Here is a 14,576-nt window from a genome sequence, read left to right on the forward strand (position 1 = left end):
GAGTTTATTATACCAAAAGATAGAGTTGATTTATAGCAAAGTGATTGTAAAGCTACAAAAAGGCTAGAAGAAGGAGGAGTCTCCTCTTTCAATCGTTAGGAAATATGATATAATGAAGTGTTATCAAAAAAGGTTTCATTAGCCTTGAAAGGATTAAAAAATGACTACAAAACAACCGTTTTATATTACGACACCTATTTATTACCCGTCTGGCAAGCTCCATATCGGGTCTGCCTATACGACCATTGCCTGCGACGTCTTGGCTCGCTACAAGCGTCTTATGGGCTATGATGTTTTTTATCTGACTGGTCTTGATGAGCACGGTCAAAAAATCCAGCAAAAAGCGGAGGAAGCTGGTATCAGCCCGCAAGCTTACGTCGATGGCATGGCAGTTGGTGTCAAGGAACTCTGGAAACTGCTGGACATTTCGTATGATAAATTTATCCGTACGACCGATGACTACCATGAAAAGGTTGTAGCCGATGTCTTTGAAAAACTCTTGGCTCAAGACGACATCTACTTGGGTGAGTACGCTGGCTGGTATTCTGTATCTGATGAGGAATTCTTCACTGAAAGCCAGCTGGCAGAAGTCTTCCGGGACGAAGCTGGAAATGTAACTGGCGGAATTGCCCCGTCTGGGCATGAAGTGGAGTGGGTATCAGAAGAGTCTTACTTCCTTCGCCTCAGCAAGTACCAAGACCGTTTGGTAGAATTTTTCAAATCACAGCCCGACTTCATTACGCCAGACGGCCGTCTCAATGAAATGCTGAAAAACTTTATCGAGCCGGGCCTGGAAGATTTAGCGGTATCTCGGACAACCTTCACCTGGGGAGTACCTGTGCCATCTAATCCAAGACATGTTGTCTATGTTTGGTTCGATGCCCTGCTCAACTATGTGACTGCTCTTGGTTACGGTCAAGATGAGCACGGTAACTTTGATAAGTTCTGGAACGGAACAGTCTTCCACATGGTGGGCAAGGATATTCTTCGTTTCCACTCCATCTACTGGCCAGTCCTCCTTATGATGTTGGATGTGAAATTACCAGAACGTTTGATTGGCCATGGTTGGTTTGTCATGAAGGATGGCAAGATGTCTAAGTCTAAAGGAAACGTGGTCTATCCTGAAATGTTGGTTGAACGCTATGGCTTGGATGCCCTGCGCTATTACCTCATGCGCAGTCTTCCGGTGGGATCTGATGGAACGTTCACACCTGAGGACTATGTAGGTCGTATCAACTATGAGTTAGCTAATGACCTTGGGAACTTGCTCAACCGTACGGTTTCTATGATTAACAAGTACTTTGACGGTCAAGTGCCAGCCTATGAAGAAAATGTGACGGATTTTGACGGAGCTCTGGCTCAGGTGGCAGCCCAATCCATCACTGACTACTACAAACACATGGACGCAGTGGACTACCCACGCGCCCTAGAAGCAGTTTGGACGCTCATCTCCCGCACCAATAAATATATTGATGAAACAGCTCCTTGGGTTTTAGCTAAGGATGAAGCTAAGGTCAAAGAACTGGCAGCAGTCATGAGTCACTTGGCAGCCAGCCTCCGTGTTGTTGCCCACATGATTGAGCCTTTCATGATGGAAACTAGCAAGGCTGTCCTCAGTCAACTGGGCTTGCCTCAAGCAGTTTCGTTGGAAAACCTAGCAATTGACCAGCTCCCAGCAGGTCTGACAGTTGTAGATAAAGGGACACCAATCTTCCCACGTCTGGATATGGAAGCAGAAGTCGACTATATCAAAGGACAAATGGAAGGCAACAAACCTGATATTGAAAAAGAATGGAAGCCCGAAGAAGTGGAGCTCAAACTTAACCGTAAGGAAATCAAATTTGACGACTTTGATAAGGTGGAAATCCGTGTCGCAGAAGTCAAAGAAGTTTCTAAGGTTGAAGGCTCTGACAAACTCCTCCAGTTCCGCTTGGATGCAGGAGACGGCGAAGACCGCCAAATCCTCTCTGGTATTGCTAAATACTATCCAAACGAGCAAGAACTGGTCGGTAAAAAAGTCCAAATCGTAGCCAACCTCAAGCCGCGCAAAATGATGGGCCGCATCAGCCAAGGTATGATTCTATCAGCCGAGTACGGCGACCAACTGACTCTCCTTACTGTGGACGAGAAAGTACCAAATGGAAGTTTGATTGGGTAATGTTATTTAGAACAATTTCTATAATAGGAAATGTTGATTAGCAAACCAACCTAGTAAGTAATGAATCCCAGCAAGATGCTGGGATTTTTTGTGAAATAATTTTCTAAAGACACTTGACAATTCATATATATATATATATATAATACCTAATGAAAATATTTTAGGAGTTAAATGATGAAAATAGTAAAAATTGCATCACTTGTTTTGTTGTTGTTTTTAATTGTCCTTCTTTTTCCGCTGAATCCCTATTTATCAGCTATCCTCGCTATAATTAGTATTGGAACAGCATTTTTAATTCGGAGGAAATAGGATAATGAAAATAGTTAAAAATTTCATAAGAAAAGTTTTGGGAGCTAAGATTTACGTTTGGATTGTGGTAGCCATTCTCGCTATCTTTTTTGTTGTTGCGAAAACTTATAATATCGTTGGATATTTCCAAGGGAAAAACGCTTCAGATGAACGAAGCCAAATCTACACGCAGATAACTCACTTGGAAAAAGTTAATGAGAGTGTTTTTTTGAATGTGGGAATTCAAAAAGTTGAAACGATTGAGAAAGATAAAAAAATACCTGGTACTAATATCAGTATTCCACTCTCTATTAAGAAAGCAATCATCATTCTTAATTATACGGCTAAATTTGGAATTAAGGAAGGAGTCAAGGTTAGGAAAATTGCTGAGCATGAGTATGAGCTGACTATTCCTAAATATGAAGTTATAGGAGTTCAGATACCAGATAATCCAAAAGATCGATACAAACTCTATGATATGAGTGGACAGCTATTGAGCGGTTCAACAGAAAATATTGATACTGGAGAACATGTTGCTAAATCTCTTAGCAATAAAGAACAAGAAGAATATCTTAAACAATATAAAAATCTTATCACAGAATCAGCCGAGCAATACTATAGAGCGATTGTAACTGGTATTGACCCTGAAGCTAAAGTTACCTTTAAAAATATGAATAAATAGGAATCATAACTTTTTGAGTATTGTTACAGTTTAGCTGATAGTGAAATGTGTCGTTCTATCAACTGGGGAAAGCATCTTGCACATCATTGCAAGGTTTTTTTTATGTCCTATACCATATCGCTAGCCCTCAATTTTGTTTTAAACAAACAAATAGTCATAACCACCTGTTTAACGGGTGGTTATGACTATTCATCATCTGTAAATTCTAGGATGTCTCCGGGCTGGCAATCAAGGGTCTGACAGATAGCATTGAGGGTGCTAAAGCGGATAGCCTTAGCCTTGCCCATTTTGAGGATGGAAAGGTTGGCGTTTGTGATGCCGATGATATCGGCTAGTTCTCCCAGTTTCATCTTTTTCTTGGCCAGCTGAACATCAAGATTAACGATAATCATGATAGCAGCCTCCTAGATAGTAAATTCATTTTCTTCAGCTATATCAATCCCCTTTTCCAGAATTTTCATCATCAGCCAAATAATCAGAGCGCCTAAGAGAGGTGTAAAGCTCATACTGGCGTTAAAAGAGAAGGGGAGGGCGATGGGATTGCCTGATGCAGCAACCTTAACGGAAAGAAAGGTCAGAGCCAGAAAGACTTTCCATGCCTTATCAGCTAGTTGCGTGTTTGATGAATCAAAAATCTTTCCACCAATCAAATTTTTGATGAAATTACGAGCAAGATAGATGAGATAAATAGTCAAAGAAGCTGTGAGAAGATTTATAACAAAGGCTAAAATGCTCCACCAATTTGAAAAATCAACTGAGGGCAGAAATTAAACATTGAGCTTTATTCCCAACCTGTCGGAAAGACCGGTGTAAGAAATCACACTTAGGATAGTAAGAAAGACCAGAATAGCAGAATAACCCACTATGATAAGATTCAGAAGAGTAACAATATCTTTGAGCAAAGAGTTATTTTTTAATTCAATCTTTTTCATGATGCTTACCTCTATCGAAAATCAGCCGGCAGTAGATTTTCTTTTCCTTTTATTCTTATTATAATCTTATAATCTATTTTTCATTGTATTTCAAGAAAAATATATCGAAAAACGATAATTTTTATAAAGGCAAAAAGATATCCTATAGAGACTTTGGTATCGATGAAAATTTTGATACAATATGTATTGAATATCAAAGTAACGAAGGAAATAGTAATGAATCCTATGATTATGATTGTGGTACTTGGACTACTCTGGTTAGTCATTGTTTTTCCACTCTATCTTCACTATCGAAAAGAAAATTCTATTAGAAGTAAATCAACATCTTTAATATCAGGCAAAGTAGTAGGATATAACAGTACTATCTATAGTCGCCATGGGGAGCCACCTAAGGTGGCCTTGCCTATTGTAGAGTATACCGTTCGCGGCAAACAATATCGAAAAAGTCTTAAGTATAAACGGTTTATCCCTGCATCTTCAGGAAAAATCCAAAAAGATGTTTTTTCAAGTGACTATGTTTACGGCTCGGATAGGAGTCTAGACTTGAAAAAGATATTTCCAGTCGGCTCAGGTATGTCGGTCTATTATAATCCTAAGAATCCAGAAGAGGCATATGTTGAGCGTTGCATCAGCAATGAAAAGTATTTTAAATATTTGTTTATCGGATTTTCTATTTTCTTTCTCATTCTGATTGGAATTAATCTTTTCCGTATATTTTTGTAGTTTGAAAAGTCTATTTTTGGATATTGAGTGATAGAAATTTTATCTTTTTCAAAATCTGTTGAATTCAAATAGAGTAAAAAATAGGATTGAACTCCTCTTTTTGCTTTCTTTATTTAAACTTAAAGCCTTCATAGACCAGATCTGCTTTAGGCTTGGTCTTTTTAAATTCGTTGGCTAGTTTATCCATCATTTTGACAGGTCCGCACATGAAGACGGTGGTTTTGTCGTCCAAAGGATAATTCTTGAAGTCCAAATAGCCAGAGACCTTACTATCAACCAAATGAAGGTCAAACTGCGGATTCTTAGCTGCGTAGTCTGTAAGTAGGTCTAGGTAAACAGCATTTTCATCTCCAGTATAAGCGTAGTAGAAGCTGACTGGACGATTCAGATTAGGATTTTCGCGGATATAGGAGATGAAGGGTGTAATACCAATTCCACCAGCAATCCAAATCTGCTTTTCCTGCCCCTGGTCAAGAATCATGTGGCCATAAGCCCGGTCAATGGTGACCTTGGTTCCCTCTTGGATCTTGTCATAAAGTTTCTTAGTGTGATCGCCAGAATTCTTGATAGTAAAGTAGACGATATTGTCATGACCGCCAGAGATAGAGAAGGGATGTGGCGCTTTTTCAAATCCTTCTTGGAAAATCTTGACAAAGGCAAACTGCCCATACTGGTAGTCTAGCTTTTGACTAAGCTGGATTTTCAACTCCACGGTATCGTGGTTCAGTCGTTTGACCTGCAGAATTTTTCCCAGATGGCGAAAGGCCAAACTTTGATAGAGGAAGATGATGTAAAAGCCAGAAGCTAAACCGATGATAGCGTAGAATCCGACTACGAAGCCTAGCAAGGTCGGTTTCAGGAGTCGACCGCCCATCAGCATATAGGCGTGGAAGAGACCAAAGATATAGGCCAGATAGACAAAGCGGTGAATCCAGCGCCAAGCCTCATATTTTATGTGCTTGCCAAGATAGGCCACCAGAACAATGCTGACAAAGAGATAGATACCGACATTACCAAGCTGTCCTGCTAGATGAGAGCCCCAGAGACTGCCACCCATGGCAACATTGTGGAGAGCGAGCAGGACGACGGAAAAGATAGCTATAAACTTATGATAGGCGTACATCTTTTCGATGCCATTGAACCATTTTTCCAATAGGGCATTCCGAGTCGCAAGTAAAAAGGTCAGCGAAAGGGTAGTTAAGGCCAGACCGGGTACGATAAAGTTGGTCATTCCAGCTGAAGCCCAAGCATAGATGGTCAGGACTATGCTGACAGCGATAAGGGCGATTCCTTTGATAGATTTCATGATGTTCTCCTTTCTGATTTTTATCACTACTTAGTTGTAAATGAATTCATTACATTCTAACAAAGAAAAAACAAGCTGTCAAGACTGAGTTGTAATCATGCTACAAGTTGCGTCCAATTTTAGAGAATTAACTTGTTAGTCATAATAAAACACTCCTGAATCTAGTTTTCTAGATTTTGACAGGAGTGTTTTTCTTTTATATTAGAGAGTTGTCAAGTGCTGTATTTATAGCTTATTGCTCATTGGGTTCATCTGTTTGAACAGGCTCATTACTTGTGAAAGAAAGATTCTTAGTGAATTCGGATAGATTTTCCTTAACCTCTTGAACAAGTTTACTAGGCTTCAGCAGGTTCATGTCGTCTTTCCAAGACTGGTAGCGTATGTCTACCAGTAGTTTGGCCAGGCGCGTCAGCATTTCCCGCTCCTGGTCAGTGAGGGCGTTGGCATTTTCAAAAACAGCTAAGATTTTGTTGAAATTTTCCAGCTTGGTGAGGTCATTGATGGAGCTGATACCAGCATCTAAGATGAGGCCGAAAAAGAGATCGAAAAAGTCTTTTAGTTCGTCATCAGAAACGCTATCTACCCAGTTTTTCAGGGTTTTATCTACTTGAAGGCTGTCTGGATTGAGGTTGTCCAGTAGGACAAAAGTCTGGCCACTGATCTGCCAAGTGAAGGTATCGTGCTGAGCCAGACCGCCGAAAGCTGTGCTTTTGACAATCTGAGCCTGCTTGGGCGTTTCGAGCATCATTCCGACGATAGAGCCTTGCGGGATGTAGCGCTTTATCTTGTCTGAGATAGTCTGGTAGCCTTGACTGGTGATGACCGAGTGATTCAGTCCGGGGGCATCATAACTGTAAATGCTCTGAATGCGCTCTTGATACTCTGGCTCGATCTGACTAGCAGCGTAGGAAGCTAGGTTGCCGCCCTTCGAGTGACCTGTCAGGATGAACTGCCCAGGCAGAGCATCCATAGCTTTTCGCAGATAATTGACCGCCGTTTTTTGAGCTGGGACCTGATCCATATAGGTCATGTGGAAGTCCTCTTTCCAGCCGATAATGGAATCATCAGTTCCGCGGAAGGTTAGAACATAGCTATCAGGCTTGATTTTGAAAATCATAGCTGCGAACTGCTTTTGAACATCAGGATCAATGTCATTGACATAGCCCATGAGTTTGATATTTTTGAAACGGGTGGAACTGGCTGCTTTTTCCAAGAGCTTCAGCCGATTTTTAGTCACTAACATGGACAAATCCTGTGGTACTTTTTCAGCAGCTTCAAACAAGCGGCAACTACAATCAAGGGACATCTGGTCAGACACAATCTGGTCAAAAGGCAGATAAGTTATCTCTGTCAGCATCAGCAAATCCAGTTCATTAAAGGGGGTGTCGTAGATACTATCGTAAGCTACTTGGTCTAGGTAATCAAAAATTATTCCCATATTTATCTCCAATATTCTATCTTCTTCCAGTATAGCATAAGTGGAGCTAGCTGTCAGAAAGGAAAAAATAAAAGAGTGGAGACCTGAAGATATCCTTCAGAATTTCCAGCTCTTTTAATCTAGTAAGCCTTACCGATGAGGATGGCGTAGATAAAGAATAAGGCAAAGCCAAATAGGAAGATCAAACCAAGGATGGAAAGACCTTTTAGCCATTTGCTCAGATGTTTATTCTCGCTCGTAACGAGGAGATAGTTTAGAAGGGCAAAAAATGGAGTAGTCAGGAAGGAAGCAATCATGGCAAAACGAAGCATGAGAGCCACACTACCTTGGAAGAAGTAGATGATGACACCACCGATAATAGCTGTAGCGGTCATCCAGATATGCAGAGTTTTTTGAGAAGTCTTCTCTTCATTGAGAAGGAGGCGTAAGGATTCAGCATTTACACGGGAATAGCCATCGATAACGGTAATAACCGTACCAAAGATACAGAGAAAGGCGATGAAAGTAATCAGAATCCGTGACCAGTCGCCAAGAACGGATGCGTACATCCCAACGAATTGCTGGATGTAGGCAGCACCAGCATCTTGAACTGCTTGACCAGTTGGATACTGGATGAGAGCGCCCATAGCGACGAAGAAGATAGCCAGAATGGCCGTACCGATATAGCCAACGTTAAAGTCAAAGAGTCCGTCCGTAACAGAGATATTGACAGATTTTCCTTTCTCAGCAGTCCAGAGGGAGTTGATTGCTGAAATCTCGATTGGAGCTGGCATCCAGCCCATTAGAGAAACGATGAAAGGCAAGGCAGCCATCTGCCAAGGTGTCTTTTCAACGAAGTCTGCCCCGTACTCAGGATGCTTGATAATGGCAACGATGACCGCAATAACGGTTGCAAAGGTTAGTGCAGACATGATCCATTTGGCAAGGCCATCGAGGAACTTGTAGCCACCAAAGAGTAGCATTGCCCAGATCAGGATGATGAGAATCAGAGACCATTGAGTAATGCTTAGTCCAAGGGCATTTGGAAAGGCGCTGGCGATGATGGCAGCACAGAGAATCCCAACCCCTGCTGTATTGACCAAGGCGGAGAAGACATTTAAAACGAAGAAGATGCCTAAGTAGACTTTTCCTTTTTGGGCATAGCCTTCAACCAAGCTGTGACCAGTTTCTAAGGTGTACTCAGCGCCGAAGCGAAAGAAGGGATATTTGAAGAGGTTGGCCAAGATGACCAGTCCCATCAAGGCCCAGCCATACTTAGCGCCTGCTTGAGCAGAGGAAACAATGTGAGAGCCACCAACAGCGGCAGAGGCCATGAGGATCCCAGGGCCAAGGGCTTTTAGTTTGGACTGCCAGGTAGATGTCTGAGTTTGTTCTAGCATAATAATCTCCTTATTATAAAAAATGAATTTTCAGACAATTCTGAATGTAGTGTTATTGTATCTTTTTACTCTACTTTTGTCAATACTTCTCGAAGGTTTTCTTGAAACTTTCTGAAAATAAGATGAGTCTCAGATCAAAAAAGTCTCTGTGATTTAAGGGAGAATTTGATATAATAGCAGTAAGAAAAATGAGTGAGGAAATGGAATGCACAAGATTTTACTGGTTGAGGATGATGCGGTCATCCGTCAAATGATCAAAAAAATGCTGGAGCAATGGGGCTATCAGGTTGTGGCGATTGAAGACTTCATGCAGGTTTTGACAATCTTTGTCAAGGAGGAGCCCCAGCTGGTGCTGATGGATATTGGCCTGCCTCTCTTTAACGGCTACCATTGGTGCCAGGAAATTCGGAAGATTTCGACGGTGCCGATTATGTTTCTGTCTTCGCGTGACCAGTCTATGGATATCGTCATGGCCATTAATATGGGCGCAGATGACTATGTGACCAAGCCTTTTGACAATAACGTCTTTCTGGCCAAGGTTCAAGGCCTGCTGCGACGTTCATACGAGTTTGGGACGGATCAAAGCCTTTTGGAATATCAGGGCGTGATTTTAAATCTTAAATCCATGGATTTGGTCTATGAGGGCGAGCTTGTGACGCTGACCAAGAATGAATTTCAGATTTTGCGGGTGCTCTTTGAGCATTCTGGTAGCATCGTGGCGCGTGATGACTTGATGAAGGAGCTCTGGAACAGTGATTTCTTTATCGATGACAATACCTTGTCCGTCAATGTTGCCCGTCTGCGTAAGAAGCTGGAAGAGCACGGTCTGAAGCATTTTATTGAGACGAAAAAAGGGATAGGATACGGTTTAACCAATGGACATGCAGGATAAATTTTCTTTTTGAAGCATCATTTGTATTCCCGTCGCTTCATCTTGTTGCTCTTGCTGATTGTATTTTCAATTATGGGGATGTTTGCCTTTATTTTCGAGGATGGGCGCAGCCTGCTAGAGTATCAGCTGCTCTTAGCCTTTCTCCTTGCTAGCTTTTTCTTGGGAATGGATCTAGCTAGTGCCTATAAGGAATACCGTAACCAGCTCTTTTATGCCTCAGGTCGGCCTCAGACAGCCTTAGAGGTTCTCCTTTTTGAGAAACTGGCTCTCTTGGAAATGGACAAGAAGAACCGTGCGATTGAGGAGAGGGAGAAGCTAAATGACCTGATGGACTACTATACGCTCTGGGCTCATCAGATTAAGACGCCTATTGCGGCTAGTTCATTGCTGGTCGGAGAGATTGAGGACAAGAAGGTCAAGAACCAGCTGGAACAAGAGCTCTTCAAGATCGAGTCCTATGTCAATATCGTCTTGCAGTATCTTCGTCTGGAGAGTTTCCATGAGGATTTGGTCTTGAAAAAGGAAAATCTTGAAGATTTGGTCAAGGAGATTGTCAAGAAGTATGCGATTTTCTTTATCCAAAAGGGCTTGAGTCTCAATCTACATGATTTGGACCGAACCATCATCACAGATAGGAAATGGTTCGTCGTTATTTTAGAGCAAGTGTTGTCAAATAGTCTGAAATACACCAGTCAAGGCGGGATTGAAATTTATTTTCAGGAGGATACGCTTTATATCAAAGACAGCGGTTTGGGTATTCAGGATTCGGATTTGCTGCGGGTTTTCGAGCGAGGTTTTTCGGGCTATAATGGTCGTTTGACTCAGCAGTCGTCTGGCTTGGGGCTTTATCTGTCCAAGAAAATTGCAGATGAGCTGGGGCATCAGATCAGCATCGCTTCGCAGGTCGGACAGGGAACGACTGTCATGATTAGTTTTTCAGAGAAGAAGATGATATTTGAATAAGGAATTCTTACAAATTTGTAAGGTTGGCCAGTGAAATTGAAAGGTTAGGTTATGGTACCGACCTTTCTTTTTTTGTAAGATAGATGTATAAAGAAGACAAGGAGATATGAAATGAAAACAAGAGGATTCAATGCTTTCCAACTCAAGCTTTTCATGGCCTTTTTAATGGTTTTTGATCATATTGGTAAGATTCCAGGGCTTTTGCCGACGGGCTGGGACGGGATTTTTCACCTGCTGACTCGCTGTGTAGCTGCTTGGTTTGCTTTTAGCGCAGTAGAAGGCTTTCTGCATACGCGCAATCGCTTGGCCTACAATGCACGCTTGTTTATCTGGGCGGCTATCATGCAGCTGGGCAATAGCATCCTGACCATGCTCTTTCATAGCAAGGGGATTCACCTTGAGAATAATATCTTTCTCAGCTTAGCCTGTGGCGTTCTGGTGCTTAATCTTGTGTTTGGTCTCTCCAAAAATAGTGAAAAGATTATGGATGAGAAGCGCTATTTGCGGATTGGAGCGGCAGTCTTAATTGGTTTGGCAGGAGTTTTTTTGACAGAAGGTGGCATGACCATTATTCCTTTGATGCTGATTAGCTATATCTTCCGCAATCAGCCTGTTCTCAGAACTTTTTCTTACATGGTCTTGGCTTTTATACTCTTCTGTCTGAGCATTGAAATTTACCCAACCATGGGAGCGACCATTTCGATGATGCTCTACAATTCAGACTGGGCCTTTATTACCGTCTTGCCCTTCCTCCATCTCTATAATGGCGAGCGAGGCTATAATGGCAAGTGGGGCAAGTATTTCTTCTATATCTTTTACCCAGCCCATCTCTGGATCATTGCACTGATTGCATATCTAGTGCAGAGATAAAAATATTGGCATTTAAAAATTAGTAAAATATGGAAATAAAGCTGTTTCTGTATTAAAATGGAATCATAGAAAAGGAGATCATGATGACCTTATTAGACGTACAACATGTGAAAAAGATTTATAAAACTCGCTTTCAGGGTAGCCAAGTAGAAGCACTAAAGGATATTCACTTTACGGTAGAAAAAGGCGAATATGTCGCTATTATGGGTGAATCTGGCTCTGGGAAGTCCACCCTGCTCAACATCCTAGCTATGCTGGACAAGCCGACCGAAGGCCGTGTTTTCCTCAACGGAACTGACACGGCAACCATCAAAAACAGCCAAGCTTCCAGCTTCCGCCGGGAGAAATTAGGCTTTGTCTTTCAAGATTTTAATTTGCTGGATACCCTGTCTGTCAAGGATAATATTCTCCTGCCTTTGGTTCTCTCTCGTCGTCCCATTACCGAGATGATGCAAAAGCTGGTTACAACCTGCAATGAGCTGGGAATTAACAAACTTCAAGAGAAGTTTCCATATGAAATTTCTGGTGGTCAGAAGCAGCGGGTGGCAGTTGCTCGCGCTATCATCACAGAGCCTGAGATTTTGCTGGCGGATGAGCCGACAGGAGCCTTGGATTCTAAGTCCTCGGCGGCTCTCTTGGATGTCTTTGATGACATTAATGACCGCGGCCAAACCATTCTCATGGTGACTCACTCGACTTCAGCTGCCAGTCGGGCCAAGCGGGTGCTCTTTATCAAGGACGGGATTCTCTACAATCAAATCTTCCGTGGCAACAAGACCGAGCGGCAGATGTTCCAAGAGATTTCCGATACTCTGACAGTTATGGCAAGTGAGGTGGGCAATTATGTTCAAACTAACGAGTAAACTGGCTTTATCAAATCTGATCAAAAATCGCAGTTTGTATTATCCATTTGCCTTGGCAACGGTACTGGCAACAGCGATTTTGTATAGTTTTGTCTCACTGGCTCACAGTCCAAATATGGAGACCTCTTATGGTGGTACAGCAGCTCGCATGACCTTGCAATTTGGTATCCAGGTCATTCAGATTGCGGTGCTCATCCTTATCACCTATGCCAATAGCTTTGTCATGAAGAACCGTTCGCGGGAGCTCGGTGTTTATAGCGTGCTAGGGATGGAAAAGCGTCACTTGCTACTTATGACCTTCTTTGAGCTCTGTGTCTTTTATCTAGCTACAGTTGGTCTAGGTATCTTGTCTGGCCTAGCTTTGGACAAGATGCTCTACGCCGTTCTTTTGAAATTGATGGGAATGCCGGCCGTTCTTGCCTCGACCTTCCAATGGCAGAATGTTTGGGTGACCCTAGTCAGTCTAGGTGTCGCTTTTGCGGTGATTTTGTTGCTCAACTCCACGCGACTTCTACGCTATAGCTCTCTTAGCCTAATGAAGGAAAAGAAAGCAGGCGAGAAGAAGGGACGCTTCCTTTTTCTGCAAACCTTGCTGGGGCTCCTGCTCATGGGTGTGGCTTATTACATGGCTTTGACTGTCACCAAACCTGTCGCTGCTATCGGCAATTTCTTTATAGCTGTGATCATGGTTATCCTAGCAACCTATCTGCTTTTTAATGCCGGTTCGATTACACTATTGCAATTTCTCAAAAAGCGCAAAGGCTACTACTACAAAACGCAGAATTTCATTTCTGTTTCCAATCTTATCTCGCGGATGCGTAAGAATGCGGCAGGATTGGCAACGATCTCCATTCTATCTACCATGCTCTTAGTGACTCTGGTGGGTACAATCAATATCTATGTTGGTGGTCAGGATTATATTACTACCTTGCATCCAAAGGATTACAATGTCAGCGTCGTCCTGCCAAAATCGACCGATCAGACGGAAACTCTGTTGGACAAGGTCCAGCAGGTCGCTCAGGACACAGGCCTGAAGAAGCCGAGCTATACTACCTATCTCTACCAATCAGCCTTCATCATGAAACTGGCTGGTAATGATGTGACGGTTCCAATGCAAAGCGAGCTGGATTCGGATCCAAGTATCTTGACCAAGTCTGCTGGCACGATTACAGTTATCAATCGTCAGGATTATGAAAAAATGACAGGGAAAAAGATAGACTTGGCAGATGATGAAACTCTTGTCTATGGAAAAAATGTTTCCTTAAATAAGGATAAACCTCTCCGAGTAAATGGTAAAGACTGGAAGATCAAGCAGCTTTTACCGTCGAATTTCACGCATGGGGAAATCCCTAATCCAAACGACGTGGCCATGGAACAGGGTCTCTATATGGTGGTCAATGATAGCAAAGATGTTAATCTCGATGTGGAACATTACTACTACATTGGAGTTGCTTCAGAGACTAAGGGCAGTAAAAAGTTTGTCGAGCAAGTCCAACTGGGATTGAGGGACACTTTGGATCAGGAACAAGCTCAAGATGGTAGCTACGCAATGGCTAGTGACCGTCATAGCGCAGAAAAGAGCTATCAGGAACTTACTGGAACCTTGCTCTTCATCGGTGTCTTCCTCTCTGTTATCTTCCTTCTAGGAGCTGTTCTTGTGATTTACTACAAGCAAATCTCTGAAGGCTATGAAGACCGCGATGGCTTTATCATCTTGCAAAAGGTTGGTTTAGACGAAAAGCAGACTAGAAGTACCATTCGTAAGCAGATTTTGACTGTTTTCTTCCTACCTCTCATCTTTGCTTTTCTACATATAGCGGCTGTCTTTCATATGCTGCGCTTGATAGTTGCTCTATTGGGTGTGACTAATCTTCCTCTCTTAATTCAGACAACACTTGCGACTTGCGGCGTCTTCCTCCTGACCTATATTTTAGTATTCTTACTAACTTCTCGCAGTTACCGCAAGATTGTTGCCCGCTAAGAGCAAATCCCTGACCTCTGGTCGGGGATTTTTTGATGCCTGGAATTTTACCACTCATATCCCTCATTTTACCGCTTGTCCAAAAAGCCGAGATTTTTCAA

At 42.4% G+C, this 14,576-nt stretch carries 11 protein-coding genes and 2 pseudogenes; 8 read left to right on the forward strand and 5 right to left on the reverse strand.

Annotated elements, in window-relative coordinates; genetic code table 11:
- Positions 1-160: 160 nt before the first annotated feature.
- Together metG and HMPREF9960_RS07275 are read left to right on the forward strand one after the other, a co-directional pair.
- Complete coding sequence (gene metG, locus HMPREF9960_RS07270; RefSeq protein WP_005590987.1) at positions 161-2,158, forward strand: methionine--tRNA ligase; 1,998 nt, start codon at positions 161-163, stop codon at positions 2,156-2,158.
- Positions 2,159-2,471: 313 nt separating this feature from the next.
- The gene (locus HMPREF9960_RS07275; RefSeq protein WP_005590984.1) at positions 2,472-3,128 is read left to right on the forward strand and encodes a DUF4230 domain-containing protein; all 657 of its coding nucleotides are present in this window, start codon (positions 2,472-2,474) and stop codon (positions 3,126-3,128) included.
- A 185-nt stretch (positions 3,129-3,313) separates the two neighbouring features.
- On the opposite strand, the gene HMPREF9960_RS07280 is transcribed toward HMPREF9960_RS07275, so the two are convergent.
- Positions 3,314-3,520 carry a helix-turn-helix domain-containing protein gene (locus HMPREF9960_RS07280; protein WP_005590983.1) on the reverse strand — a complete coding sequence of 69 codons (207 nt, stop codon included), beginning with the start codon at positions 3,518-3,520 and terminating at the stop codon, positions 3,314-3,316.
- Positions 3,521-3,532: 12 nt separating this feature from the next.
- Positions 3,533-4,060 (reverse strand): annotated as a pseudogene (locus HMPREF9960_RS07285) (DUF2975 domain-containing protein).
- Between the two features lie 216 nt (positions 4,061-4,276).
- Between HMPREF9960_RS07285 and HMPREF9960_RS07290 the strand changes: the two are divergent.
- A complete protein-coding gene (locus HMPREF9960_RS07290) occupies positions 4,277-4,783 on the forward strand; it encodes a DUF3592 domain-containing protein (RefSeq protein WP_005592402.1) in 507 nt (168 codons plus the stop codon).
- A 109-nt stretch (positions 4,784-4,892) separates the two neighbouring features.
- Here the strand turns inward: HMPREF9960_RS07290 and HMPREF9960_RS07295 are convergent, their stop codons facing one another.
- The 3 genes from HMPREF9960_RS07295 to HMPREF9960_RS07305 form a co-directional block, all read right to left on the reverse strand.
- Entirely contained in the window at positions 4,893-6,089 is a 1,197-nt protein-coding gene (locus HMPREF9960_RS07295) for a ferredoxin reductase family protein (protein WP_005592417.1), read from the reverse strand.
- Positions 6,090-6,321: 232 nt separating this feature from the next.
- A complete protein-coding gene (locus HMPREF9960_RS07300) occupies positions 6,322-7,527 on the reverse strand; it encodes a DUF2974 domain-containing protein (RefSeq protein ID WP_005590977.1) in 1,206 nt (401 codons plus the stop codon).
- Positions 7,528-7,646: 119 nt separating this feature from the next.
- Positions 7,647-8,906 carry an NRAMP family divalent metal transporter gene (locus HMPREF9960_RS07305; protein WP_005590976.1) on the reverse strand — a complete coding sequence of 420 codons (1,260 nt, stop codon included), beginning with the start codon at positions 8,904-8,906 and terminating at the stop codon, positions 7,647-7,649.
- Between the two features lie 205 nt (positions 8,907-9,111).
- Between HMPREF9960_RS07305 and HMPREF9960_RS07310 the strand changes: the two genes are divergently transcribed.
- The 5 genes and pseudogenes from HMPREF9960_RS07310 (at position 9,112) to HMPREF9960_RS07330 (ending at position 14,475) form a co-directional block, all read left to right on the forward strand.
- Positions 9,112-9,798 carry a response regulator transcription factor gene (locus tag HMPREF9960_RS07310; RefSeq protein ID WP_005590974.1) on the forward strand — a complete coding sequence of 229 codons (687 nt, stop codon included), beginning with the start codon at positions 9,112-9,114 and terminating at the stop codon, positions 9,796-9,798.
- Positions 9,782-10,761: pseudogene (locus tag HMPREF9960_RS07315) on the forward strand (sensor histidine kinase). The gene HMPREF9960_RS07310 and the pseudogene HMPREF9960_RS07315 overlap by 17 nt, the downstream one beginning before the upstream one ends.
- 111 nt (positions 10,762-10,872) lie before the next feature.
- Entirely contained in the window at positions 10,873-11,631 is a 759-nt protein-coding gene (locus tag HMPREF9960_RS07320; protein WP_005590971.1) for a TraX family protein, read from the forward strand.
- 83 nt (positions 11,632-11,714) lie between these two features.
- Positions 11,715-12,494: an ABC transporter ATP-binding protein gene (locus tag HMPREF9960_RS07325; RefSeq protein ID WP_005592422.1), complete on the forward strand. Its 780-nt coding sequence runs from the start codon at positions 11,715-11,717 to the stop codon at positions 12,492-12,494.
- On the forward strand, positions 12,475-14,475 hold the full coding sequence (locus HMPREF9960_RS07330) for an ABC transporter permease (protein WP_005590969.1): 2,001 nt from the start codon (positions 12,475-12,477) through the stop codon (positions 14,473-14,475). The genes HMPREF9960_RS07325 and HMPREF9960_RS07330 overlap by 20 nt, the downstream gene beginning before the upstream one ends.
- Positions 14,476-14,576: the final 101 nt, after the last annotated feature.

The organism is Streptococcus cristatus ATCC 51100 (assembly GCF_000222765.1).
GTDB classification, from domain to species: Bacteria; Bacillota; Bacilli; order Lactobacillales; family Streptococcaceae; genus Streptococcus; species Streptococcus cristatus.

What these genes read in the sequence shown, in the direction of transcription:
- metG (WP_005590987.1), top strand. Translation starts at nt 161, where the DNA reads ATGACTACAAAACAACCGTTTTATATTACGACACCTATTTATTACCCG.
- HMPREF9960_RS07275 (WP_005590984.1), top strand. Translation starts at nt 2,472, where the DNA reads ATGAAAATAGTTAAAAATTTCATAAGAAAAGTTTTGGGAGCTAAGATT.
- HMPREF9960_RS07280 (WP_005590983.1), bottom strand. Translation starts at nt 3,520, where the DNA reads ATGATTATCGTTAATCTTGATGTTCAGCTGGCCAAGAAAAAGATGAAA.
- HMPREF9960_RS07290 (WP_005592402.1), top strand. Translation starts at nt 4,277, where the DNA reads ATGAATCCTATGATTATGATTGTGGTACTTGGACTACTCTGGTTAGTC.
- HMPREF9960_RS07295 (WP_005592417.1), bottom strand. Translation starts at nt 6,089, where the DNA reads ATGAAATCTATCAAAGGAATCGCCCTTATCGCTGTCAGCATAGTCCTG.
- HMPREF9960_RS07300 (WP_005590977.1), bottom strand. Translation starts at nt 7,527, where the DNA reads ATGGGAATAATTTTTGATTACCTAGACCAAGTAGCTTACGATAGTATC.
- HMPREF9960_RS07305 (WP_005590976.1), bottom strand. Translation starts at nt 8,906, where the DNA reads ATGCTAGAACAAACTCAGACATCTACCTGGCAGTCCAAACTAAAAGCC.
- HMPREF9960_RS07310 (WP_005590974.1), top strand. Translation starts at nt 9,112, where the DNA reads ATGCACAAGATTTTACTGGTTGAGGATGATGCGGTCATCCGTCAAATG.
- HMPREF9960_RS07320 (WP_005590971.1), top strand. Translation starts at nt 10,873, where the DNA reads ATGAAAACAAGAGGATTCAATGCTTTCCAACTCAAGCTTTTCATGGCC.
- HMPREF9960_RS07325 (WP_005592422.1), top strand. Translation starts at nt 11,715, where the DNA reads ATGACCTTATTAGACGTACAACATGTGAAAAAGATTTATAAAACTCGC.
- HMPREF9960_RS07330 (WP_005590969.1), top strand. Translation starts at nt 12,475, where the DNA reads ATGTTCAAACTAACGAGTAAACTGGCTTTATCAAATCTGATCAAAAAT.